The following is a 23,273-nucleotide window of genomic DNA, read 5'->3' as shown; positions in this document are numbered from 1 at the left end:
GGACGCGCCCGTGGGCACCCCGAGGAAGGTGGATCCCCGCACCGCATAGGGTGCAGGCATGGCGCGACCTGACGGGCGAGGGCCCTCTCAACTCCGACCGGTGACTCTGACCCGAGGCTGGAGCACCCATCCGGAGGGCTCGGTGCTCGTCGAATTCGGTGGCACCCGGGTGCTCTGCACGGCGAGCGTCACCGAGGGGGTGCCCCGCTGGCGCAAAGGCTCCGGGCTCGGCTGGGTGACCGCCGAGTACGCGATGCTGCCCCGGGCCACCAACACCCGTTCCGACCGCGAGAGCGTCAAGGGTCGTGTCGGTGGACGCACCCACGAGATCTCCCGGCTGATCGGCCGTAGCCTGCGGGCCAGCATCGACCTCAAGGCGCTCGGCGAGAACTCGATCGTGCTCGACTGCGACGTGCTGCAGGCCGACGGTGGCACCCGCACCGCCGCGATCACCGGCGCGTACGTCGCCCTGCACGACGCCGTGGGCTGGCTCGCCGCCCGCAAGGCGTTGGCCGGCAAGCCGGAGAAGGTGATGCACCGGTCGGTGGCCGCGGTCAGCGTCGGGATCATCGCCGGCGAGGCCCGTCTGGACCTCTGCTACGAGGAGGACGTGGCCGCCGAGGTCGACATGAACGTGGTGTGCACCGGCGCGGGCGACTTCGTCGAGGTGCAGGGCACCGGTGAGGCGGGCGTGTTCGCCCGGGACCAGCTCGACAGTCTGCTCGACCTGGCCGTCGCGGGTTGCACCGAATTGGCCGAAGCCCAGCGGAAGGCACTTCTCTCATGAACAAGGTCCTGCTCGCCACCCGCAACCGGAAGAAGCTGGTGGAGCTTCAGCGGATCCTGGACGGCGCGCTCGGCGCGCACCGGATCGCCCTGCTCGGCCTGGACGACGTCGAGCAGTACGCGGAGCTGCCGGAGACCGGCCTGACCTTCGGTGAGAACGCCCTGATCAAGGCGCGCGAGGGATGCCGGCAGACGGGTCTGCCGACCATCGCCGACGACTCCGGGCTCGCTGTGGACGCGCTCAACGGGATGCCGGGGGTGTTCAGCGCCCGCTGGTCCGGTCAGCACGGCGACGACCAGGCCAACCTCCAGTTGGTGCTGAACCAGATCGCCGACGTGCCGGACGAGCAGCGGGCCGCCTCGTTCGTCTGCACCGTGGCGCTGGTGCTGCCCGGCGGCAAGGAGCACCTGGTCGACGGCCGGCAGTCCGGGCAGGTGCTGCGCGCTCCGCGCGGTGACGGCGGGTTCGGTTACGACCCGATCTTCCTGGGCGACGGGCAGGAGCGGACCAACGCCGAGCTGACGCCGGCCGAGAAGGACGCGATCAGCCACCGTGGCAAGGCGCTGCGCGAGCTGGCGAAGCTGGTGGCAAAGGTGCTGCCGCCGGCGCCCTGAGCCGACGGTCACCAGCGTTTCGTCACCAGGTCCCCGCCCAGTTCGTCGAGCGGGACGCGGTCCTCGGTCGCCAGCACCGTGAGCATCCGCTCGGCCTCGGCCACAGTGGCGAGCCGGCCCGTCGAGGTGCGCGCCCAACTCGTCGGCGACGATCGGCCACGCTCGGGCCTCGACCAGCGCCGGGTCCGCCTCGTCGGCCAGGTACTCCACCGTCTCGGCGACGATCGCGGCGGCCGGCAACTCGGCCAGCGCCACCTGGCGGCGGACGAAGTCCCGGATCTGCTTCTCGATGTCCACGGCGGCGAACGCTAGCAGCGCCGGCCGACAGGTGCTGTCGCCCGCCACCTGACCCGTGGCGGGCGACAGCGACCCGACCCAGGGTCAGCCCAGCGGGCCGACCGCACGCTCGATGGCGGCGCGCAACTCAGCTCCGGCGACGACCGCACGGGCCGCCTCCATCACGGGGGCGAGGAACACGTCCGGGCCGGGCTCGCCGGCCGCCGGACCGAGCGCGGCGACGGCGGCGCGGCCGGCCGGTGACGGCTCCAGCGGCGCGCGCAGCTGCAGACCGCGTACGCCGGCCAGCAGCTCCACCGCGAGCAGGCTGGTCAGGTTGTCCAGGACCGTGCGCAGCTTCTTCGCCGCCGCCCAGCCCATCGACACGTGGTCCTCCTGCATGCCGCTGGTGGGCAGGGAGTCCACCGAGGCGGGGGCGGCCAGGCGACGGTTCTCGGCGACGATGCCCGCCGCCGTGTACTGGGCGATCATCAGGCCGGAGTTGACCCCGGCGTCGGGGGAGAGGAACGCCGGCAGTTCCCGCGAGCGGGTGACGTCGAGCAGCCGGTCCACCCGCCGCTCGGCGATCGCGCCCACCTCGGCGGCGGCGATGGCGAGGAAGTCCGCGGCGAAGCCGAGCGGCGCGCCGTGGAAGTTGCCCGTCGACTCGACCCGACCGTCCGGCAGCACCACCGGGTTGTCCACCACCGACACGAGTTCCCGCGCCGCGACGGTGCGGACGAAGTCCAGGGTGTCGCGGGCCGCGCCGGCCACCTGCGGTGCGCACCGCATCGAGTACGCGTCCTGCACGGCGTGCGCGAGGTCGTCGCGGTGCGAGTCCATCACCCGCGAGTCCTGCAACAGCCGGTGGATGTTCGCCGCCGAGGCCGCCTGACCGGGGTGCGGCCGGATCGCGTGCAGCTCGGGCAGGAACGGCCGCTCGGAGCCGAGCATCGCCTCGATGGCCAGTGCGGCCGTCACGTCGGCCATGGCGAACAGGTGCGCCGCGTCGTCGATCGCCAGCAGCAGCATGCCGAGCATGCCGTCGGTGCCGTTGATCAGCGCCAGCCCTTCCTTGGCGGCCAACTCGATCGGCTTGAGCCCGGCGGCGGTCAGGGCGTCGGCGGCGTCCTGCCGCTCGCCGGCCGGCCCGAGAACCCAGCCCTCACCGAGCAGCGCCAGCGCGCAGTGCGCCAACGGGGCCAGGTCACCGGAGGCGCCCAGCGAGCCGTGCTCCGGCACCCACGGGGTGATGTCGTTGTTGAGCAGGTCGACCAGGGCCTCGGCGACCAGCGGCCGGACCCCGGAACGGCCCAGGGCGAGGGACCGGACCCGCAGCAGCATCATCGCCCGGACCACCTCGCGGGGCATCGGGGCGCCCACCCCGGCGGCGTGCGAACGGATCAACGCGTGTTGCAGCTCGGCCCGCCGCTCCGGCGCGACGAACGTGTTGGCCAGCGCCCCGAACCCGGTGGACACCCCGTACACGGGACGGCCGGACGACTCGATGCCGTCCACGATGGCCCGACTCGTCGCCATCGCGTCGACGGTGGCGGGGTCGAGGACGACAGTGGCGGTGCCGCGGGCCACCGCGAGGACGTCGTCGGCGGAGATTCCGGTGGGCTGGATGGTCACTGTCGTCATGGCGTTACTCCGTTGCGCATTACCTGGCGGATCAAGGGGACACCGGGCCGGTAGGCCAGGTGGAGGTACGACGGCGCGTCCAGGACGACCAGGTCGGCCCGCGCGCCGGGGGTGAGCACGCCGATGTCGTCGCGGCGCAGCGCCCGCGCGCCCCCGGCGGTTGCGGCCCAGACCGCCTCCGCCGGGGTCATCCGCATCTCGCGGACCGCGAGCGCCACACAGAACGGCATCGAGGAGGTGTACGACGAGCCGGGGTTGCAGTCGGTGGCGAGCGCCACTGTCACACCAGCGTCGAGCAGCCGACGGGCATCCGGGTACGGCGATCGGGTGGAGAACTCCGCTCCCGGCAGCAGGGTCGCCACCGTGCGGGTCCCCGACCCGTCGCTGTGGGCCGTGCCGGCCAGCGCGTCCACGTCGGCGTCGCTCAGGTGGGTGCAGTGGTCGACGCTGGCCGCGTCCAGCTCCACACCGAGCCGCACCCCCGCCCCGGGGCCGAGCTGGTTGGCGTGGACACGGACGCCCAGCCCGGCGGCCTGGCCGCAGGCCAGGATGGCCCGGGCGTGGTCGACGTCGAAGGCGCCCCGCTCGCAGAACACGTCGACCCACTTCGCGTACGGCGTGGCGGCGGCGAGCATCGGACCGCAGACCAGGCTCACGTAGTCGTCGGGGCGGTCGGCGTACTCGGCGGGCACCACGTGGGCGCCGAGGAAGGTGGTCTCGGTGCTGCTCTCGGCGGCGATCCGCAGCGAGCGGGCCTCGTCGGCGACGGTCAGCCCGTACCCACTCTTGATCTCCATGGTCGTGGTGCCCTGACGCAGCGCCTCCCCGCGCAGCCGGCGCACCGTGGCCCGTAGCTCATTGTCGGTGGCGGCCCGGGTGGCGCCGACAGTGGTCCGGATGCCACCGCCGGTGTAGGGCTCACCGGCCATCCGGGCGGCGAACTCGGCGGCGCGGTCCCCGGCGAAGACCAGGTGGGCGTGGCTGTCCACGAAACCGGGCAGCACCGCCGCCCCACCGGCGTCGAACCTCCGGTCGGCGGCCGGCGCGTACCCGGACGGTCCGACCCAGACCACCCGGCCCTCTTCGACCAGCACGGCCGCGTCGCGGCGGATGCCCAGCGGACCCTCGCCGGCACCGTTGGTGACCAACTCACCGATGTTGTCGACGAGCAGACTGCTCACGAGGGCGTCACCGCCTCGACGGCCGCCGACAACTCGGCTGGCACGTCGACGCTCAGGTGTCGGCCCTCGGCCACCACCAGCCGACCGTCCACCATGACCTGTTCGACGTCGGCGGCGGTGGCGGCGAAGAACGCGCCCACCGGCGGCACCCCGGCGGTACGGGCGCTGTCCAGCCGTACCGTGACCAGGTCGGCGCGCGCGCCGACGGCGATCCTCCCGGCGTCGGCCCAGCCCAGCGCGGCGTGCCCGGCGGAGCTGGCCGCCGTCACCAGGTCCACCGGTGTGAAGTGGCCGCGTCGACGGGTGCGCAGCCGCTCGTTCAACTCCACCGCCCGGGCTTCCTCGAACAGGTCGATGACGGCGTGACTGTCGCTGCCGAGGCTCAGCCGGATCCCCGCCTCGGCCATCAGCCGGGCCGGCCCGATGCCGTCGGCGAGGTCCCGCTCGGTGGTCGGGCAGAGGCAGACCCCGGTCCGACTGTCGGCGAGCAGGGTCAGGTCGGCGCTGGTCGGGTGGGTGGTGTGCACGGCTGTGGTGTTCGGCCCGAGCACGCCGTGCTCGGCGAGCAGCGCGGTGGGCGAGCGCCCGTGCACGGCCCGGCACTCGTCGTTCTCGGCGGGCTGTTCGGAGAGGTGTACGTGCAGCGGTGCCTGCCGCTCCGCGGCCCACTCGGCGACGGTGGCAAGCTGGTCGGCCGGGACCGCCCGCACCGAGTGCACGGCAGCGCCGACGCGGACGTGAGCGTCCGTCGGCTGGAACGCTCCCGCCCGCTGCGCCCAGCGGGAGGCGTCCCCGTCGCCGAAGCGCCGCTGCGGGCCGGCGAGGGCCTGACCGTCCACGGTGGAGGTCAGATAGCAGGTGTCCAGCAGGGTGAGCCGGATCCCGGCGTGTGCAGCGGCCTCGACCAGCGCCGCGCCCATCTCGTTCGGGTCGTCGTACGCGCCGCCGTCGGGCCGGTGGTGCAGGTAGTGGAACTCGCCCACGCAGGTGACCCCGGCGAGCGCCATCTCCGCGTACACCGCGCGGGCCAGGGCCAGGTACGTGTCCGGGTCCAGGCGGTCCGCGACGCCGTACATCTGGTTTCGCCAGGTCCAGAAGTCACCCCGACCACCGTGGGTACGCCCCCGCAGCGCGCGGTGGAAGGCGTGCGAGTGCACGTTGGCCAGGCCGGGCAGGGTCAGGCCGGGCAGTGGCACGGCGTCGGCGTACACATCGACCCCGGCGTCCGGCCCGTGCGCTCCCAGCAGCGGCGTCACCGCGGTGATCCGGCCCTCGGCGACCTCGATCAGCACGTCGGGCGTGGGCTCGGCGTGCTCGGGCAGCCAGGCGTACTCCGCCAGCCAGCGGGTGGTGGTCATGCCGCTCGCCTCCTTTGGAGCTGAATCGTCTGCGACATCAATGCGGGCGGCAGCGCCAACGCGGGCGTCGGTGTCAACGCGGGCGGCAGCGGCACCGCCAGTGCGGACGTCGGTGCCAGTGCGGGCGGCACCGCCAGTGCGGACGTCGGTGCCAGCGCGGGCGTGGGTGCCAGCGCGGGCGTGGGTGCCGGTCCGCGCGTGGGTGCCGGTCCGGGCGTCGGTGCCGCGCGTCGGTCTGATTCGTTTGCGACATCAGCTCCATAGGACGACACCACCAGGTGTCGACCCCCGCCGTGTCGGAGCCGCCGTACCTCGCCTACCGGCATGTCAGCTCCTCCAGCACCCGGGCCAGCGCCCGCACCCCGGCGGCGCAGTCGTCGTCGGTCGCGGACTCGGCGGGGGAGTGCGACACCCCGGTCGGGTTGCGCACGAAGAGCATCGCGGTGGGCAGGTGCCCGGCGAGCACCCCGGCGTCGTGCCCCGCGCCGGTGGGCAGCACCGGCGCGTCCAGCAGCGTGGCGAGGCGCTTGGCCAGCCCACCGTCGAAGGCGACCAGCTCGGTGGCCGACTCCTCGGTGACGGTCACCGCCGTGCCGTCGCGGCGGGCCCGTTCGGCGAGCTTGCCGCGTACCGCGTCGACCAGGCCGGCGAGCGTCTCCTGGTCGGCGGCCCGGGCGTCCAGCCAACCCGTCACCTTCGACGGGATGGCGTTGGTGGCGTTGGGTTCGACGGCGACCCGACCCACCGTGGCGTGCGCGCCGCGCAGCCGGGCCTCCTTGTTGGCCGCCAGCACGGTGAACGCGTAGGTGAGCATCGGGTCACGGCGGTCGGCCATGACTGTGGTACCCGCGTGGTTGCCCTCCCCGACCACGTCGAAGCGCCACCGGCCGTGCGGCCAGATCGCGCTGGCCACCGCGACCGGCGCGTCGGCGTCGACGAGCGCGCGGCCCTGCTCGACGTGCAGTTCGACGAAGACGCCGATCCGGCCCAGCACCTCCGGGCGGGCGCCCGCCGGCCGGTCGCCGAGCGCGTCGGCGAAGCTCACCCCGGCCGCGTCGCGCAGGCCGGCCGCGCGGTCGGGCGGCAGCGCCCCGGTGAGCAGCCGCGACCCCAGGCAGGGTACGCCGAAGCGCGCACCCTCCTCCTCCACGAACGCGCCCAGCATCAGCGGCCGGACCGGGGTGACCCCAGCGGCGCGTAGCTCGTCCACGGCGAGGAAGGCGCTGACGATGCCGAGTGGCCCGTCGTACGCGCCGCCGTGCGGCACCGAGTCGAAGTGGCTGCCGGTCAGCACGGCGTCGGAGCCCTCCGGGTCACCCCAGTGGGCGAAGAGGTTGCCGTTGCCGTCCTCGGTGACCGGCATGGCGCGACGCTCGGCCTGAGCGCGGAACCAGGTGCGCAGCTCCAGCTCCGGCGCGGTCAGCGCGTACCGCAGGTAGCCGCCACTGTCGGCGTCCCGGCCGATCGGCGCGATCTCGTCCCACAGGGCCCGGAACCGGGCGGAGAGGTCGCCGGTCACGAGTCGCCGCCCTCGGTCATCGGGATGCGGACGCCGGTACGGTCGGCGACCTCGCGGGCGCTGTCGTAGCCGGCGTCGACGTGCCGGATCACGCCCATGGCCGGGTCGTTGGTGAGCACCCGCTCGATCTTCTGACCGGCCAGGGCGGTGCCGTCCGCCACGCAGACCTGCCCGGCGTGGATCGACCGGCCGATGCCGACGCCACCGCCGTGGTGGATCGACACCCAGGACGCGCCGCTGGCGGTGTTCACCAGGGCGTTGAGCAGCGGCCAGTCGGCGATCGCGTCGGAGCCGTCGGCCATGCCCTCGGTCTCCCGGTACGGGCTGGCGACGCTGCCGGTGTCCAGGTGGTCCCGGCCGATCACCACCGGCGCGGAGAGTTCACCGGAGGCGACCATGTCGTTGAACCGCACGCCCGCCCGGTCCCGTTCGCCCTGGCCGAGCCAGCAGATCCGGGCCGGCAGGCCCTGGAAGGCGACCCGCTCACCGGCCAGCCTGATCCAACGGGCCAGCGATTCGTTCTCCGGGAACAGGTCCAGGATCGCCCGGTCGGTGGCCGCGATGTCGGCCGGGTCGCCGGAGAGCGCCGCCCACCGGAACGGGCCCCTGCCCTCACAGAACAACGGCCTGATGTACGCCGGCACGAAGCCGGGGAAGTCGAAGGCGCGCTGGTAGCCGCCGAGCTGCGCCTCGCCCCGGATCGAGTTGCCGTAGTCGAACACCTCGGCACCGGCGTCGAGGAAGCCGACCATCGCCTCGACGTGCCTCGCCATCGACGCCCGGGCCCGATCGGTGAACTCGACCGGCTTCGCCGTGGCGTAGTCCCGGGCTTCGGCCAGCTCGACCCCCACCGGCAGGTACGCCAGCGGGTCGTGCGCGCTGGTCTGGTCGGTGACGATGTCGATCTCGACGCCCCGACGGAGCAGCTCCGGGAAGACCTCCGCGGCATTGCCGACCACCCCGACGCTCAGCGCCCAGCGGTCCCGCTTCGCGGCGAGGACCCGCGCGACCGCGTCGTCCAGGGAGTCGGCGACCTCGTCGAGGTAGCGGTCGTGCACCCGACGGTCGAGCCGGGTGCGGTCGACGTCCACGATCAGGCAGACGCCGTCGTTCATGGTGACCGCGAGGGGCTGTGCGCCGCCCATCCCGCCGCAGCCGGCGGTCAACGTCAACGTGCCGGCGAGGGTGCCCCCGAACCGCTTGGCGGCCACCGCCGCGAACGTCTCGTAGGTGCCCTGGAGGATGCCCTGCGTGCCGATGTAGATCCACGAACCGGCGGTCATCTGCCCGTACATGGTCAGGCCGAGCTGCTCCAGGCGGCGGAACTCCGGCCAGGTCGCCCAGTCGCCGACCAGGTTGGAGTTGGCCAGCAGCACCCGGGGTGCCCACTCGTGGGTGCGCATCACGCCGACCGGGCGGCCCGACTGCACCAGCATCGTCTCGTCCTCGCGCAGGTCGGTGAGCGTGCGGACCAGAGCGTGGTACGACGGCCAGTCCCGCGCCGCCTTCCCCGTGCCGCCGTAGACCACCAGGTCGTCGGGGCGTTCGGCCACCTCGGGATCGAGGTTGTTCATCAACATCCGCAGGGCGGCCTCCTGCTGCCACCCGCGGGTGGTGAGCCGGCTGCCCCGTGCGGCACGGATGGTTTTGGTCATCTCTGGCTCTCCTCCGGTCATCCGAGGAACAACTGTCGGCGGGCCGCGGAGGCTTCGAACGCCTCCAGTCGGCGCTGGGTGTCGGCCGGCGCGGCGTCGCAGATCGCCTGCAACAGCACCATGGCCAGGGTCATCGGTGCGGTGTGCAGGTCGAACACGAGCTGCGCGCCGACCGCGGCGGGCAGCACCACGTGGGCGTGCTCGGTGGCCGGGCTGACCGGTGAGTCGGTGATCGCCACCACGGTCAGCCCGGCGGCGCGCGCGTCGCGCAGCGCGTCCAGGGTCTCCCGGGGATAGCGGGGCAGGACGAAGGCGAGCAGCGCGGACGCGCCGGCCTCGGCCGCCTGCTCCAGCCGATCGGTGAGCAGGCTCCCGCCGTCGTCGAGCACCCGTACGTCCGGGTGCACCTTCGCCGCGAAGTAGGCGAAGTACGCGGCCAGCGGCGCGGCGGCGCGCAGTCCCAGCACCGGCAGCGGACGGCTCTCGGCGAGCAGCCGCCCGGTCTCGGCGATCCGGTCCCGGTCGGCGAGCTGACCGGCGAGCCGGTCCAGGTTGCCCATCTCCGCGCGTACCGCCTGCTGGAGTTCGTTGCCGGCGTCCGTCGACCCGCCCGGTGTGCCGGCGGTGAGGTCGCGCAGCCGGCGGCGCAGCGCCGGATAACCGTCGTGCCCGAGCGCGACGGCGAACCGGGTGACCGACGGCTGACTGACCCCGGCGAGGTCGGCGACCTCGGCGGCGGACAGATACGCCACGGCGGGTGCGTGCTGCACCAGGCAGTGCGCGATCCGTCGCTGGGTGGGGGTGAGTCGTACCCCTTGGAACAGGTCGAGCACCCGGTCAGCGGGCGCCTCGACAGCTCCTTCATTCATGAGCTGACTCTATGCATAGAAACTTTCACGAAGCAAGCACAGGCCCGTTCATCGAAGCGGACCAACCGGGGCCGGTCCGGCTGGACGGCGGTCGGTACTATCCGCACGGCGGTTCAACGGAGGAGTGCGCATGCAGCCGGAAGGCCCCTACAGGTTCACGCACGCTCTCGGCGGGTCACCGGTGGGCAAGGCCTGGGCAGCCATCGACGAGCAGGGCCGCTTCGTCACGGTGGCAGTGCTCGACGCCACCGTCGCCGCCACCGCCGGATGGCGCGAGGCCTTCTCCGGAGCCGCCGACCTGCTGGCCCAGTCGGCCGACCCCACCCCCTACACGTACGCCGACTTCTCCGCCGCCGCGCCCTGGGTGGCCTACGCGGCGGAGGTCGGCCCCGGCGCGGAGAAACTGTTCCGGGCCCTCGGTGTCGACTACACCCCCGCGCCGACGAGCGCCCCACCGACCTCCGCGCCCCCGTCGTCCGCCCCGCCGTCGTCCGCGCCCCCGTTCTCCGCGCCGCCTGCGGTGTCCGCGCCCCCCGTGTCCGCCCCGCCGCAGCCCGTCTCCGGTGGGCCGCCCGCACCGTGGGCCGTGCAGGCCGCGCCGATCCCGAGCCAACTGGTGTCCGCGTCCCCGCACCCCGTCTCCGGCGCACCCACCTCGCCGGCCGGCGTGACCTCCGCGCCGCCGGCGTTCCCGATGCCGACGAGCGGGCCGGGCGGCGACGCGTTCTCCTCACCCACCCGCCGCATCGCCCCGTCCGCGCCGAAGCCCCAGCGCACCGGCCTCTGGATCGGGATCGCCGCGCTGGTCCTGGTGGTACTCGCCGGTGCCGGCGCTCTGGCGTTCATGAGGGGCTCGGACGACAAGCCCACGGACGTGGCCACCAGCAGCAGCCCCGTGCCGCCACCGATGCCCGCCACGCCACCGCAGTCGCCAGGCACCGAGCCGCCGCAGGGCGGCAAGTGGCCGGCCCAGTGGCCGACGTTCACCGAGCGGGACAACGTACGCACGTTGGCGAACCTTGAAGGGCTCGGCTTCCCGGTCAAGGTTCCACTGGACTGGAACTGCACGATCGCGGGCCAGGCCGAGGGCTTCGTCAAGTACAACTGCGGCCGGGCGGCATCCGGAGAGTCGACGATGGGCGGTGAGTTGATCGTCCGGAACTGTCCTCAGCCGTGTGACGAGCGCCGGCAGACCGCCATGCGAATGGCCGAGGAGGCATGGGGCACGCGGTGGATTCGAAGCGGTCAGTCCGCGACCTTCGGTGAGGCGCTGCTCAACGTCGACGGCGAGCAGCGACACGGTCTGGTCGTCGTCGCCTACTACCGTGGCGGCCCGGACGGCGTCGTCGATCGACAGATCGTCCTGCGGCTGACCGGTCCGATGCAGGAGGCGAATCAGCTACGCCGGATCGCCACCTACCTGCGGGACGTGCTCGTCTTCTAGCCTCGGCACGGATGTGCGTGCCCCGCGGCACGCACATCCGTCGCCGGTGGCACTCAGACTCCGGCGTCGGCGATCCAGGCCGTCATCCGCGCCGCGAACTGCTGTTCCGAGAACCCGCTGGCGTGTGACCGGACACGGTCCTGCGACAGCTCCGTCAGCCGGTGCACCAGCGGAGCGAAGCTACGCGGCTCCTGGGAGTCGATGAGGAAGCCGGTCTCCCCGTCGACCACGGTCTCCAGCAGGCCACCTCGGCGCAGACCCACGACCGGGGTCCCGCAGGCCTGAGCCTCGACCGGGATGATGCCGAAATCCTCGTGCACGGGAAACAACAGGGCCCTCGCCCCCCAGTAGAGTTGGCGCAGACGCTCCTTCGAAGGACGCACCTCGAACGTCACCGGCACCCTGACCCGCTCGGCTGCACGTCGCAGAGCGGTCTCCTCCGGACCGGAACCGGCGATCACCACCGGCAGACCGGCCTCCTCGGCGATCTGGATGATCAGGTCGAAGTTCTTGTACGGGATCCAGCGTCCAACCCCGAGCAGGTAGTCGCGCGGCTGGCTCTGGTCCGCCGCGGGCGCGGCCGCGAAGTAGTCGACGTCCACCGGGGGGTTGATGACGACCGCGTCTCTCCGCCAGAAACGGGCGATGCGGGCGCGCACCTCCTCCGAGTTGGCGGCATAGCTGTTCACATGGCGGCTGAGCCGGACGTCGGCGGTCTGCAACACCCGCCGCGGCAACGTCAGCATCGGGTTGGAGCCGCGCCCGTCGAAGTCCGGGCTCCAGATGTACCGCGCGGGGGAGTGCACGTAGCTGAGGTAACGGGTGTCCTCCGACGACCCGAGCCGGACGGTGTGCGCGAACGCGTGACTGGACGAGATCACCAGGTCGAACCGCTCCTGGCTGAGGGTCCGCCACACCAATGGCATCACCGGCAGTGCCCCCGCCTTCGTCCGGCGCAGCGGAGTCCGCGCCATCCACGACTCCCGTAGGTTGGGCTCGACGGCGTCGTGGTCCTTCCAGAGCACGAAACGCTCCGCGTCCGGCAGCAGGTTGCTGATCTGCCGGAAGACGTTCTCCGAACCGCCGGTGGCCCCGAACCACTCGTGAACGAGCGCAACACGGGCGCTCGCCAAGGCGTCGAGCGGGCCTGTCGCGCCGGCTCGGGGAATCGCGGGAAGGTTGTCTACCACTGGTTGCTCCTCATGCCACGGGACTTGCGGCGCCCGATGAAACCGAGCCGCCATATTGATCACTGTTCGCCGTCCGGGGTCCGGTGGAGGTGTCGCTGCCGCTGCCGCTCGCCGATTTCGCACTGATCTCCGCGAAGCCCTTGCGCAACTGTCGGCGGAGCATCTTGGCGAGTGGCCGCTCCACGAACCGGTTCGTCAGATACGCGAGCAGGAGCACCCCGGCCGCGAAAGCGGCAACCAACAGCCATGGTGACACCGAGTCGTGGAACCGGATAACGACGATCCGGCTGAACTGCATGTGCAGCAGGTACACCGGATAGGTCAGCGCCCCGATGACAGTCAGACCACGCCACTTGAACCAGGAGAACCAGCCCAGCGCCACCCCGGCCATCAGGGCGAAGAACAGGAACATCACCGGAAGCGCGACCTCGAACGACACGACGGGCTTGTCGGCGTTCTGTCCATCCACCCGGCGACCGAGGGTGATCAGACCGATCACCATCGACGTGCCAAAGATTCCCCAGGCCACCAGGTTCGGACCGAAACGGTAGATCAGGTACAGCGCGATACCGGCCACGAAATACGGGGCGAAGCCTGCCTCGACAAACTGGATCAGCGGCTTTACCTGTGAGTATTCGGCGTACAGGGCGGCGGTCATCCACAACACGCAGAAGAGCACGACCCGCTTGTAGGTCAGCCCGAACCACACGACGACAGCAAACAGAAGATAGAACTTCAGCTCGACGAAGAGGGTCCAGTAGACCGAGTCGATGTTCGGTATGCCGACGAAGGTCTGCAGCATCGTCGCGTTGATGAGGACGTGTGACGGCTGCGGGGGGCCGCTGTCGAGCGGCCAAAAAGTGAGAGCCGCCGAGGTGGCCAGCACCGCGAAGACATATGCGGGCATCAGGCGGGTCACCCTGGAGATCGCGAAGTCGGCAACCGACCGACCCCAGCAGCTCATGCAGATCACGAACCCGCTGATGACGAAGAAGAACTCCACGCCCATCCAGCCGTACCGGAACACGCTGACGATGGGCTCACCGAAGAGGTCGACCGCACTCTTGCCCCAGGCTCCGCGGTTGTCGTTGTCGACGAACACGTGAAAGCCGAGTACCGCGACGGCGGCGCAGAAGCGCAGCAGGTCGAGGATGTAGAGGCGGTCGCTGCGTGAGCGGCGCGAGGGCGCGGAGGGCGTCTCGCGCGGGGTCGCTGCGGGCGGTACGGCCGGGCGGTCCGGTGTGTCCTCCACCCCGGTCACCGGGGCAGCCTGCACAGTCATGGCTTCCTCACTTGATCGCGACCAGATCGTCCTGCGAAGTTTCGTCGACGCCGCGACCGAGCTTCTTCAGGACGAACGACAGGAACGTACGGCGCAGCGAGGGCACGGCCGCCACGTAGCCGATCCAGATCAGCACGATCGCCACGCAGGATGCGACGAGGTGCAGCAGCCCGGAGCCGGCCAACAGGTATCCGGCGGCAGCTGCGGCGGCCGCGCCGGGCAGCGCGATCGCGAGCAGACGCATGCTGAAGCCCAATACGGACAGCAACCGGGCCGAGATGAGGAACATCAGGATGCCGCTGAGAGAGGAGGCGGCGCCGATCGTGAAGGCGCCCCAGTGCTTGTACAGCAGCAGGTTGAAGGCGATCGGAACGCCGAACGAGACCGCCATCACGATCGCTACCTTGACGTTCGCCCCCCGGGCGTTCAACACCTTCACGAAGGTGTAACCGAGCACGTGCGCCCAGATCCCGAGCGCGAAGCCCAGCAGCAGCACCGATGAGACATCCACCGCGCGGCTGTCGAACTCGCCGCGGGCATACAGCAGGGTGACGATTCCCCTGCTGTTCAGGGAGAGGACCAGGGCGAGAGGGATGGCCACCAGGATCACCGGCGGGATCAGGCGGCGGAGCCCGTCACCCACCTCGTGGCCCTTCATGCGGGCGAACGAGGCAAGGCCGGCCAGGCCCAGCGGCGCGGCGAGCAGGGCCATGACCGAGTCGACCACGAAACGTGCGTACTCGGTGGCCGCGACCACCTCCACACCCAGCAGCGAGCCGACGGCCCGCTCGACGCCGATCGACCCCTGGAGGATCACCGGAATCAGCAGCAGCGGCCGCAGCCGTCGCCAGAACATCCGGAGGGCCAGCTTGGTGGTGGCCCGGTCCGGGCGATGGGGAACCGACCCGTCACCCTCATGCAGATAACCCTGACGTCGAAGCCAGTAGGTGCCCACACACCACAGCACGATGTACGGGAGAGTGAAGCCCCAGGCCAGCACCGACACGTGACCGGTCATCCACGCGACCACCGTGGCCAGGATCAGCCCGATGCTCTGGCACGACGGGCGCAGGTTGATCAGTCTGACGTCGTCGTTAGCGAGGCCGACCAGCGTGTACAGGTTGTAGAGAACGTAGAACGGCACGCCCAGCGCGGCGATGCCGAGCATGGTCGCGGCGATGTCCGCCGTATGGGGGTCGAGGCCCGGCCCGAGCAGCCCCACCCACAGATCCCGACCGAAGATGAGCGCCGCGGCCAGGACCACGGAGAACACACCCAGCAGCAGGTGTACGGCGCGGTAGAGCACCTGCGCCATCGAGGGCCGCTCTTGGCGGTACTGCACGTAGAGCGGCAGGAACCCGGCGGAGAGCGCGTCGGCGGTGAAGAAGTTGATCGGGATCAACGTCGCCGTCAACGCGATGCGGTTGGCGGCGACCACCCGCCCCGCTCCGAAGAGCGCGGCCAACAGGACCTCGCGGAGCAGGCCGAGGATCTTCCCGGCGATGCCGCCGAGAACCAGACGGAAGAAGACCTTGCCCATGTCAGGCCTGGCGCTGTGTGATCAGCTGCGCGAAGTCGGCCAGGTAGTCCCGTGCGCAGTGGTCGAGAAGGAAGGTGGGGGGAAGCAGGTTGACGCGCAGCCCCCGCTCCGCCGTCACCTTCTGCACCACGTCCGCGAGCGCGTCGGAGTCCGCTGTGTCGACTTCGTGCAACACCCTGCTCAGCGCCTCGGATCGGATCGAACCGGCGGTGACGACGCACGGCAGGCCGGACGCCAACGCCTCCAGTACCGCCATCGGAAGCCCTTCCAGACGTGCCGTGGTGAGCAGTGACACGTCCGCCGCCGAGTAGTAGTCGCGCACCACGTCCGCCTCGACGCGTCCGGTGAACCGAACCATCTCCTCCAACTGGAGCTTGCGGACCAGACCCTGCAACCGCCCCTCGTCCGGGCCGTCGCCGACGACCACGAACCGGAACCGGCTGCCAAGCCCACGGTCGCGCAGGATCGCCGCTGCCTGCAGCGCCCGGTCGACCCTCTTCTGCACGTGCAGGCGGCCGACGCATCCGACCAGCACGGTCTCCTCGTCGACTCCCAGCTCGCGTCGGATCCGGTCCCGGGCAACGCCGTCGAACGCATGGTCCTCGGCTCGGACGCCGTTGGGGATCAGGCGCACCTTGTCGGGCGAGGCGGACCAGTTCTGGGGCGCTGCCGTCAGTGACTCGACCACGTTCTCGCCGACCGCGACGAGGCGGTCGAAGTCGCGGTAGCGGGCCAGGTCGCGCACCAGGCCGAGGGCGTTCTTGGGCGTGCCCGCCAGGGAGCGCGCGGTCGGTGCCCGCAGCTTCGAGCCCAACTCCATGGCGGACGTGCCGTGTACCTGGAGCACGAACGGCGTACGAGGGTGCTGGGCCCGCTCGCGGACCACCGAGTAGGAGCCGGCGCTCACCGAGAAGACCACGCTCGGGGCCACGCTCGACGCCACCCAGTGCGCTCGGGACTCCTCCCACCAGGCATGGGAGTAACGGCCGGGGCGGGTGCCGGCCAAGGGCGTCACCTGCACGCCGTCCTCGGTGAAGGTGCCGGAACGGCCCGGAATCGCGGTGGTGACGATGTGCACCCGCGGCACGTGCAATGCCCATTCGGCGGCCAGCCGCCAGGCGAGGGTCTCCATGCCGCCGGTGTGGTGATGTGGCGTCGACCGGGAATGGATGAGAATCGACTCGATCACAGCAGATCCCTATACAACGATTCGAGTTTGCCGGTCTGTCGGCTCAGGTTGAACCGGTCTTCGACGTTCTGCCGTCCCACCTTGCCGAACCTGTCGCAGAGGTCCTGGTCGCGCAGCAGCGCGATCAGCCGGTCCGCGAGCGCGGTGGCGTCCCGTTCGGGCACCAGGAAGCCGTTCGCCCCGTCCGTGACCGCCTCGGGGATGCCGCCGTGGTGGGTTCCGACCACCGGTTTGCCGGAGGCGGCCGCCTCCAGCAGGACCATTCCCAGGCCTTCCTGGTCACCGTCCTGGGCCGTCACGCTCGGCAGACACAGCAGCGTCGACTGGCTCAGCCAGCGGAGGGTGTCGCTGTGTTTCTGCGCACCCAGGAAACGCACACCGGTCTCAACCCCGAGCTCCCGGGCGAGTGCACCGAGGGAATCGCGCAGCGGCCCCTCGCCGATCAGTACCAGCTCGGCGGCGGGAACAGCCTTGCGTACCTCCGCGAACGCCCGCAGCAGGTACTGCGTCCCCTTCTTCTCCACCAACCGTGCGACGTGCAGGATCCGGGGCGTCGCGACGGGGCCGGACGGTTCGATGGCATCCACGTCCACCCCGATGGGCAGCACCTGACACCTCTCGGCGGGGTAGCCCCACTCCACCGCGCGTCGACGGATGTGTTCGGACACACAGATGAACACCGCGCCCTCGGCGAAGAGGGACTGACGCCAGGTCACGTAGTTCAACCACGACGGCTTCTTCGACGTCACCATCTTCGTCCGACTGACCGTCACGTCGAAGCCGTGCAGGGTCGTGACCAGCGGAACTCCGAGTGCCTTCGCGGTGGGGACGGCGTACACCCCCTCGACACCGAAGTGGGCGTGCAGCAGTGCCGTGCCACGCTTCGCGAGGGCTCCGACAAGGGCCTCCGAGCGGCGGGTGAACGTGTACGACAGGACCGCGGGTTTGCCGAACTCGGCGACGCTTACCGAATCAGTTCCCGGTCGGGTCGGGACCGGGTCGCGGCCCACGAACAAGGGGTGGAAGCTGCGCATCGCCAAGGCCTGGTTCGGAATGAAGGTCTCGGACGGCAGGAACTGTTGATGTCGCAGGATCCCGACGGTGGGGAGTTGCATGGTGGTTCGACTCCTCGCGGTCGCCCACGACGAGGTAGGCGACCAGCAGCGAAAGAATAGGAATGAGATGGATGTCGCCGAAGATCTCGGTGTTGTCGCCCAAGCCGTGGATCAGCGTCCATGCGACCGCGGCGGTGGCCCAGAGTGCGAAGGTCCGATGCCGGTCCCCACCGGTGTTCACGGCCCGGACGGTGAGCCGCAGGGTCAGCGCGAAGAACACCGCGATCAGCACCAGGCCGGCCAGGCCGGTCGCGGCCCATCCCGCGAGGAGGACGTTGTGGGGCGGGAAGCTGCGGTAGATGCCGTGTTCACGCGCGTACGCCGCGAAGCCGGCATCCCAGCCGCCGTAACCGAGTCCGAGGAGGGGGTCCCGCAGGAACGCCTCGGCACCGAAGCCCCAGATGGCTGTCCGGTCACCGAAGGACTTCGCCAACGCCTGGGTGAAGCCGAGCTCGGCGGCGAGCACCACCGCACCGACGACGCCGAGTAGACCGGCGCCCACGAGCCAGAACGTCAGTCTGCGCCCCACCGGGCGTCGGTGGCTGCCGTGCCGGGACGGGCCTGACTCTCCCGCCTCCGTCCGGCGGGCCCGAGTGAACCGCCGGACGGCTAGTACTGACGCGGGCAGGGCGACCGCGAGGAGCGTGGCCGATTTGGAACCGGTGACCGGCACCGCCGCCAGCGCGACGAAGCCCACCATGCGCGTCCAGCGGCTTCCGGTGATCGTGGCGATGGCGAACGCGGCGATCGCGTTCACCCCGAGGAAGAGCCCGGCGACGTTCGCGTTGACGAACACCCCACCGGACTTGGCCTCGTCGAAGACGTTGTTCGGACTTCCGTTGAAGAGGGCGGCGACGGTGTTCTGCCCGCTGACGAGCCCGGCGATCGACCGCAGGAAGGCGTCCTCCACCCCGGGTAGAACGCGGAACACGAGTACGAGCAGCGCTTCGGCCACGATCCAGGGCCAGTACCAGGGTTCGATCCGGCGCAGCAGGCCGCCGTCCTGACGGACCGCCTGGACCATCAGCGTCAGCGTGACGACGAACTGGCCGAGCAGGGCGATCAGTGGCAGGCCGGCTCGCGGGTCCGGGGACCAGGCCAGCGCGACCAGCCGCACCACCAGCAGGGCGATCAGGACGCGGAACAGGCCGAGGCGGAACAGTTCGACACCGGAGCCGCGCCGGGCCGCCAGCAGCACGCCCGGCACCAGCAGTATGGTCACCACCGTCGATGCCGCGACGTCGGTGCTGCCCTCGGGCAACAGGTAGAACTGCGGCACCGCGAGGAACAGTACGAGGCACGCCGCAGCCCAGGGCGCCGATCCGATCGCGGTCGCCCAGGCCCCGGCTGAGCTGGCCCTAGCCACGAGGTCTTCCAGCACCGCCCGCCGGCCGCGTCACCGCCTCGTCGGCGCGCCGTGGCATCCGGGTCGCGATGTCGCGCAGGAGGACGCCCCGGGAGTTCCAGCCGAAGTCGCCGGCGTACCGCACACGGGCCGCGAGTACGTCGTCCGACGCGGGGTTGATCGCGGCCAGGACGTGGTCGACGAAGTCGTCGGTCGAGGTCGCGGCCGTGATGTGGTCGGTCGCCCGAGCCGCCTGCACGACGTCGGGGATGGGGGTGCTGACCACCTTCAGGCCCGAGGAGAGGTATTCGTAGCACTTGAGTGGACTGACGCCCGCGGTGTAGTCGTTCAGCGCGTACGGGATCAGTCCCACGGTGCAGGTGCCCGCCGTGGCGGCGAGTTCGTTGAGCGGAAGCATCCCGAGGTATCGGGCCCCGAGCCGTTCGAGTTCGGCCAACTCCCGGTCGTATCCGCCCCCGCCTGCCGCGATCGGGCCGGCGAGAAGCAGCTCGCCGCGGCCGTTCAGCGCGGTGGCCAGCGTGCGCAGCAGCTCGAAGTCCAGCTTGTGTGGCGTGAGGTTGCCGGCGAAGAGCGCGGCGGGCCGCCGCTGGGCCACCGGTTGACTGTCGGCGGCGAAGACGTCGACCTCGGCGACGTTCGGCAGGGTCACGACGTCGGTGAACCCGACGTCGTTGAGGTGGGCCGTGACGGCGCCGCTGGTGCCGATCGTCAGGTCGGCACGGTTCGCCAGGATCCGCTCACCAGCGGACACGGCCGAGCCATCGATGCCGGGGAACGCCTGGAAGATGTCCACGCAGTGGTAGAGCGTGTAGTCCGAGTACTGTTCGAGGCCGTACGTGACGGGCGTGAAGGTCCAGAGGACCCGTGGGCTCGGGCTGCGTCGCCATTCGGCAACCGCCCGTTCCAGCAGCAGCCGGTTCGGCAGCCGCGTGGGTGCCTGGTGGATCGGCACGATGAGTGGCGAGATGACCGTGACCCGATCCGGAATGGGTCGGTAGGTCGCCGTCTTCTCGTGGCCGACAACCGAGTGGCGCAGCCGCTTCGCGATTCGGGTGACGTCTTTCGCGTCGAGCCGCACCCGCCGCAGGCCCAGGGACTCCACGAAGTAGGTGTCGAAGTCACGGGCGAGTTCCCGTACGACGTAGTGCTGGTTCGTGGCGATCGGAGAGTTCCACTCGGCGGTGCCCAGAACCAGGATCGTCGGTGCTGTCGACCCGTTCCCGGAGAGGGGCTCCGAGGGCGAAGGTGGTGTCGTCACGTATCTCTTCCGGATTCGTCCGGCCGCGTGTTTCCGCTGCGGCCGCAGGTCTGCAGACCGCGGGGCAGCGTTGGTGCGTGCATGACGGGACGCACCCCCGTTGCCTTACGATCCCCGTTCGGTGTGGCGCGCTTCGCCAGCCCAACGGGGCTGTATCGGGCGCACCCGTAGACGCGCAGCAGCGAAGGCTGCCCGTCAAGCCCGGGTTAATAGACCTCAACGCCGACCCTCCTGTCAATGGTGGCCCGGTGCTGGGCTGGACGGGCACCGCTGCGGGCCACGAAAGGCCGGACGGAATATGCAGATTTGGGGGCGTGTGGGAGGCGGGGTAACGCGGAGGAAATGGCTTTTCGGTCAGACTGTGCCGACGAGGGACCGATTACGGCCCGTCTGCGAGGAACACCTCTGCTCCCTTACTGTGGACGCATGACCGACGACACCGTCCTCCTGCTTCGGCGGGCCGGCTTCGGTCCCACCGTCGCGGAGGTAGGTGCCGCTCGTCAGCTCGGCTACGCATCGACACTGTCTGGTGTGTTGACTCCGACTGGCCCGGACGTCGGTGCGACCAGCGCGCCCACACCCGACCTGGGGCCGGATCCGTTCACGCTCCTACCCAGGGCCACCGACGCGCAGCGGGCCGAGGGTGACCGTCGTCGCACCGAGCAGACCATCTCCCTGGCCCGGTGGTGGCTCGATCGGATGACCGTGGCGGACCACCAGGCGGTCGAGAAGCTCGTGTTCTTCTGGCACGGCCACTGGGCGACATCGGTGGCGAAGGTTCGCAGTGCCCAGCTGATGCTCGGGCAGTTGCGCGCGTTCCGGGAGGCGCGCGACTTCGCCGACCTGGCGCACCGGATGGTGCTCGACCGCGCGTTGGTCTACTGGCTGGACGGGCAGCACAACAAGAAGGCAGCACCGAACGAGAACCTCGCCCGGGAGCTGTTCGAGCTGTTCATGCTCGGCGTCGGGCAGTACACGGAACGGGACATCAAGGAAGCCGGGCGGGCTTTGGCGGGCTGGCGGGTCATCCTGGACCGGGAATCGCCGGTCAGCGATCCCCAGCACCGGGACACCGGCCGAAAGACGATCCTCGGCGTCACCGACACCTTCGACGCCGACAGCCTCGTCGAGCTTCTGCTCCGGCAGCCTGCCTGCGGCCGGTTCATCGCATCCCGGCTGTGGTTCCGGTACGCGTCCAGCACCCGACCGATCCCGGAACGCACCCGGGAGGCGATGGTTGCGGCGTTCCCGGCGCCGATGGCGATGCTCAAGGCGCTCTTCGCCGACGAGGCGTTCCAACAGACCCGTGGGACGCTGGTCCAACAGCCGGTCGAGTGGCTCGTCGGCGCCATGCGACATCTGGGGCTCCGGCCGGCTGCGATGCCCGACAAGGTGTTCACGCAGATGTACTGGGCGATGGAAGCGTTGGGCCAGCGCCCGTTCGCCCCACCCAGCGTCGGTGGGTGGCCGGCGGGCACGGCCTGGTTGACATCGGCCGCCGCCCAGACCCGGCTGACGATCGCCGGCATGCTCGTCGACCTGCTGCGACCCGGTCCGCTGACTCCCGAGGCCGTCGCGCATCTGCTCTGCGTCGACACGTGGACCGATCGGACGTACGCCGTGCTGCGCGATGCCCGCAACGACCGCCTGAAGCTGATCCTCGGACTGGTCAGCCCCGAATACCTGGTCACCTGACCCGAGTGGGTGTGTGGACATGGATGCATTGACTCGACGGCGCTTCCTCATCTCCTCCGGGGTGATCGGCGGGAGCGCGTTGGCGGCCGGCGCGGGCGTGCTGGGCTTTCAGGAACTGCTCCGGACTGCCGAGAAGGTTGCCGCCGGCGACGTCGAGGACGGCCTGCCCACGCTCGTCCTGGTCACTCTCTACGGCGGTAACGACGGGCTCAACACTGTCGTGCCGTACGCGGATCCGGCCTACCACCGCGCGCGGCCGGAGCTGGCGTACGCGCCGGAGCGGGTGCTGCGAATCGACCAGGCGCTGGGTCTCAATCCGATGTTGCGCGGATTGAAGCGACTGTGGGACGCGAAGCACATGGCGATCGTCCTGGGGGCCGGCTACCCCAAGCCGGACCGGAGTCACTTCAAGTCGATGGACATATGGCAGACCGCGTCCCCCGGCACTCCTGCTCCGACCGGGTGGGTGGGGCGGTGGCTGGACGGCACGAAGGCCGCGACCGAGACGGCCGTGAGCTTCGAGCCGGCCCTGCCGCCGATGCTGGTGGGCAAGTCCCGCATCGGCGCCTGCGTGAGCTACCGCGGGCTCGTCCTGCCGCCGGGCGTCACTCCCGATGTGGTCTCGGCCCTCGGCCAGGCCGAGCCCGGTGAGTCGGAGATGCAGGCACGAGCGGCGGCCTCCTACGCCGACCTCATCACCATGAACCGGGTGGTGACGAAGTCCGCAGGCAGCGGCTCCGACGAGCAGAGTCACAGCGGTGGGGAGGCCGTCCCGGCCACCGGGACGGGGGGTGACAACGCGTTGACGGCCCAGTTGGCGCTCGTCGCCCGGTGCGTCGAGTCCCGGGTCCCCACACGGGTCTACTCAGTGAGTCTCGGCGGCTTCGACACTCACGCCGGGGAGCGTGTGTGGCAGGAGACGCTGTTGCGGCACCTGGATGAGGCGCTGAGCGGCTTCGTGGACCGGATGGGACGTACCGAGGCCGGCCGTCGGGTCACCGTCGTCGTCTACAGCGAGTTCGGCCGGAGGGTCCGGGCGAACGCCTCCGACGGCACCGACCACGGTACGGCCGGCCCGGTTTTCGTGTTGGGTCACAGCGTGGCCGGTGGGTTCTATGGCGAGCAGCCGAGCCTGACCGATCTGGACGACGGCGACCTCAAGGCGACGACGGACTTCCGGGACGTCTTCGGCACCGTTCTCGCCCACGTCCTGGCTGGGGACCCGGACCGCTACCTCGGCGGTTACCGGGCCCAACTCCTGCCTCTGCTCAGCTCACGGGGCCGCTGACGG

19 protein-coding genes are annotated in these 23,273 nt (G+C 70.8%); 6 read left to right on the top strand and 13 right to left on the bottom strand.

Annotated features, from left to right (window positions below; all coding sequences use genetic code 11):
• Positions 1–58 precede the first annotated feature (58 nt).
• The 3 genes from rph to GA0070612_RS00490 all read left to right on the top strand — a co-directional run bounded on the left by rph (position 59) and on the right by GA0070612_RS00490 (position 1,713).
• Positions 59–787 (top strand): ribonuclease PH, encoded by a 729-nt coding sequence (gene rph, locus GA0070612_RS00500; RefSeq protein ID WP_088986110.1) that lies wholly within the window; start codon positions 59–61, stop codon positions 785–787.
• A complete protein-coding gene (gene rdgB / locus GA0070612_RS00495; protein WP_088986109.1) occupies positions 784–1,401 on the top strand; it encodes an RdgB/HAM1 family non-canonical purine NTP pyrophosphatase in 618 nt (205 codons plus the stop codon). The genes rph and rdgB overlap by 4 nt, the downstream gene beginning before the upstream one ends.
• 105 nt (positions 1,402–1,506) lie before the next feature.
• Complete coding sequence (locus GA0070612_RS00490; protein ID WP_088986108.1) at positions 1,507–1,713, top strand: hypothetical protein; 207 nt, start codon at positions 1,507–1,509, stop codon at positions 1,711–1,713.
• A gap of 69 nt (positions 1,714–1,782) precedes the next feature.
• Here GA0070612_RS00490 and hutH read toward each other — a convergent pair whose 3' ends face one another.
• The 6 genes from hutH to GA0070612_RS00455 all read right to left on the bottom strand — a co-directional run bounded on the left by hutH (position 1,783) and on the right by GA0070612_RS00455 (position 9,903).
• Positions 1,783–3,321 (bottom strand): histidine ammonia-lyase, encoded by a 1,539-nt coding sequence (hutH, locus tag GA0070612_RS00485; RefSeq protein ID WP_088986107.1) that lies wholly within the window; start codon positions 3,319–3,321, stop codon positions 1,783–1,785.
• A complete protein-coding gene (gene hutI, locus GA0070612_RS00480) occupies positions 3,318–4,502 on the bottom strand; it encodes an imidazolonepropionase (protein WP_088986106.1) in 1,185 nt (394 codons plus the stop codon). Before hutI ends, hutH begins: the two co-directional genes overlap by 4 nt.
• Complete coding sequence (locus GA0070612_RS00475; protein ID WP_088986105.1) at positions 4,499–5,860, bottom strand: formimidoylglutamate deiminase; 1,362 nt, start codon at positions 5,858–5,860, stop codon at positions 4,499–4,501. The genes hutI and GA0070612_RS00475 overlap by 4 nt, the downstream gene beginning before the upstream one ends.
• 316 nt (positions 5,861–6,176) lie before the next feature.
• On the bottom strand, positions 6,177–7,379 hold the full coding sequence (locus GA0070612_RS00465; protein WP_088986103.1) for an allantoate amidohydrolase: 1,203 nt from the start codon (positions 7,377–7,379) through the stop codon (positions 6,177–6,179).
• On the bottom strand, positions 7,376–9,034 hold the full coding sequence (gene hutU / locus GA0070612_RS00460) for a urocanate hydratase (RefSeq protein ID WP_088986102.1): 1,659 nt from the start codon (positions 9,032–9,034) through the stop codon (positions 7,376–7,378). The genes GA0070612_RS00465 and hutU overlap by 4 nt, the downstream gene beginning before the upstream one ends.
• Before the next feature lie 17 nt (positions 9,035–9,051).
• Positions 9,052–9,903, bottom strand: coding sequence for a MurR/RpiR family transcriptional regulator (locus tag GA0070612_RS00455; protein ID WP_088986101.1), 852 nt, complete (start codon positions 9,901–9,903; stop codon positions 9,052–9,054).
• A gap of 130 nt (positions 9,904–10,033) precedes the next feature.
• Between GA0070612_RS00455 and GA0070612_RS31240 the strand changes: the two genes are divergently transcribed.
• The gene (locus tag GA0070612_RS31240) at positions 10,034–11,347 is read left to right on the top strand and encodes a hypothetical protein (RefSeq protein WP_157742388.1); all 1,314 of its coding nucleotides are present in this window, start codon (positions 10,034–10,036) and stop codon (positions 11,345–11,347) included.
• Between the two features lie 53 nt (positions 11,348–11,400).
• On the opposite strand, the gene GA0070612_RS00440 is transcribed toward GA0070612_RS31240, so the two are convergent.
• From GA0070612_RS00440 to GA0070612_RS00415, 7 genes are all read right to left on the bottom strand, one after another.
• On the bottom strand, positions 11,401–12,537 hold the full coding sequence (locus GA0070612_RS00440) for a glycosyltransferase (protein ID WP_231924414.1): 1,137 nt from the start codon (positions 12,535–12,537) through the stop codon (positions 11,401–11,403).
• A gap of 10 nt (positions 12,538–12,547) precedes the next feature.
• Complete coding sequence (locus GA0070612_RS00435; RefSeq protein WP_157742387.1) at positions 12,548–13,798, bottom strand: acyltransferase family protein; 1,251 nt, start codon at positions 13,796–13,798, stop codon at positions 12,548–12,550.
• A 28-nt stretch (positions 13,799–13,826) separates the two neighbouring features.
• Positions 13,827–15,359, bottom strand: coding sequence for a lipid II flippase MurJ (locus GA0070612_RS00430; protein ID WP_088986096.1), 1,533 nt, complete (start codon positions 15,357–15,359; stop codon positions 13,827–13,829).
• A 1-nt stretch (position 15,360) separates the two neighbouring features.
• A complete protein-coding gene (locus tag GA0070612_RS00425) occupies positions 15,361–16,548 on the bottom strand; it encodes a glycosyltransferase family 4 protein (protein ID WP_157742386.1) in 1,188 nt (395 codons plus the stop codon).
• Entirely contained in the window at positions 16,545–17,558 is a 1,014-nt protein-coding gene (locus tag GA0070612_RS00420) for a glycosyltransferase (protein WP_167393591.1), read from the bottom strand. The genes GA0070612_RS00425 and GA0070612_RS00420 overlap by 4 nt, the downstream gene beginning before the upstream one ends.
• A complete protein-coding gene (locus GA0070612_RS31740; protein WP_167393590.1) occupies positions 17,521–18,942 on the bottom strand; it encodes an O-antigen ligase family protein in 1,422 nt (473 codons plus the stop codon). Before GA0070612_RS31740 ends, GA0070612_RS00420 begins: the two co-directional genes overlap by 38 nt.
• Before the next feature lie 79 nt (positions 18,943–19,021).
• Complete coding sequence (locus GA0070612_RS00415) at positions 19,022–20,287, bottom strand: glycosyltransferase family protein (protein ID WP_197699281.1); 1,266 nt, start codon at positions 20,285–20,287, stop codon at positions 19,022–19,024.
• 426 nt (positions 20,288–20,713) lie between these two features.
• Between GA0070612_RS00415 and GA0070612_RS00410 the strand changes: the two genes are divergently transcribed.
• Positions 20,714–21,982: a DUF1800 domain-containing protein gene (locus GA0070612_RS00410; RefSeq protein WP_088986093.1), complete on the top strand. Its 1,269-nt coding sequence runs from the start codon at positions 20,714–20,716 to the stop codon at positions 21,980–21,982.
• Between the two features lie 19 nt (positions 21,983–22,001).
• Positions 22,002–23,270, top strand: coding sequence for a DUF1501 domain-containing protein (locus tag GA0070612_RS00405; protein WP_088986092.1), 1,269 nt, complete (start codon positions 22,002–22,004; stop codon positions 23,268–23,270).
• Positions 23,271–23,273 lie beyond the last annotated feature (3 nt).

It is taken from the genome of Micromonospora chokoriensis (genome assembly GCF_900091505.1).
Classification (GTDB): domain Bacteria; phylum Actinomycetota; class Actinomycetes; order Mycobacteriales; family Micromonosporaceae; genus Micromonospora; species Micromonospora chokoriensis.
Note: the sequence above shows the minus strand (reverse complement) of the source record. Positions and strands in the feature narration are given on the sequence as shown.

Excerpts from the sequence above, each read along its gene's own strand:
- rph (WP_088986110.1), top strand. The coding sequence starts at position 59 with ATGGCGCGACCTGACGGGCGAGGGCCCTCTCAACTCCGACCGGTGACT.
- rdgB (WP_088986109.1), top strand. The coding sequence starts at position 784 with ATGAACAAGGTCCTGCTCGCCACCCGCAACCGGAAGAAGCTGGTGGAG.
- hutH (WP_088986107.1), bottom strand. The coding sequence starts at position 3,321 with ATGACGACAGTGACCATCCAGCCCACCGGAATCTCCGCCGACGACGTC.
- GA0070612_RS00475 (WP_088986105.1), bottom strand. The coding sequence starts at position 5,860 with ATGACCACCACCCGCTGGCTGGCGGAGTACGCCTGGCTGCCCGAGCAC.
- hutU (WP_088986102.1), bottom strand. The coding sequence starts at position 9,034 with ATGACCAAAACCATCCGTGCCGCACGGGGCAGCCGGCTCACCACCCGC.
- GA0070612_RS00455 (WP_088986101.1), bottom strand. The coding sequence starts at position 9,903 with ATGAATGAAGGAGCTGTCGAGGCGCCCGCTGACCGGGTGCTCGACCTG.
- GA0070612_RS31240 (WP_157742388.1), top strand. The coding sequence starts at position 10,034 with ATGCAGCCGGAAGGCCCCTACAGGTTCACGCACGCTCTCGGCGGGTCA.
- GA0070612_RS00430 (WP_088986096.1), bottom strand. The coding sequence starts at position 15,359 with ATGGGCAAGGTCTTCTTCCGTCTGGTTCTCGGCGGCATCGCCGGGAAG.
- GA0070612_RS00410 (WP_088986093.1), top strand. The coding sequence starts at position 20,714 with ATGACCGACGACACCGTCCTCCTGCTTCGGCGGGCCGGCTTCGGTCCC.
- GA0070612_RS00405 (WP_088986092.1), top strand. The coding sequence starts at position 22,002 with ATGGATGCATTGACTCGACGGCGCTTCCTCATCTCCTCCGGGGTGATC.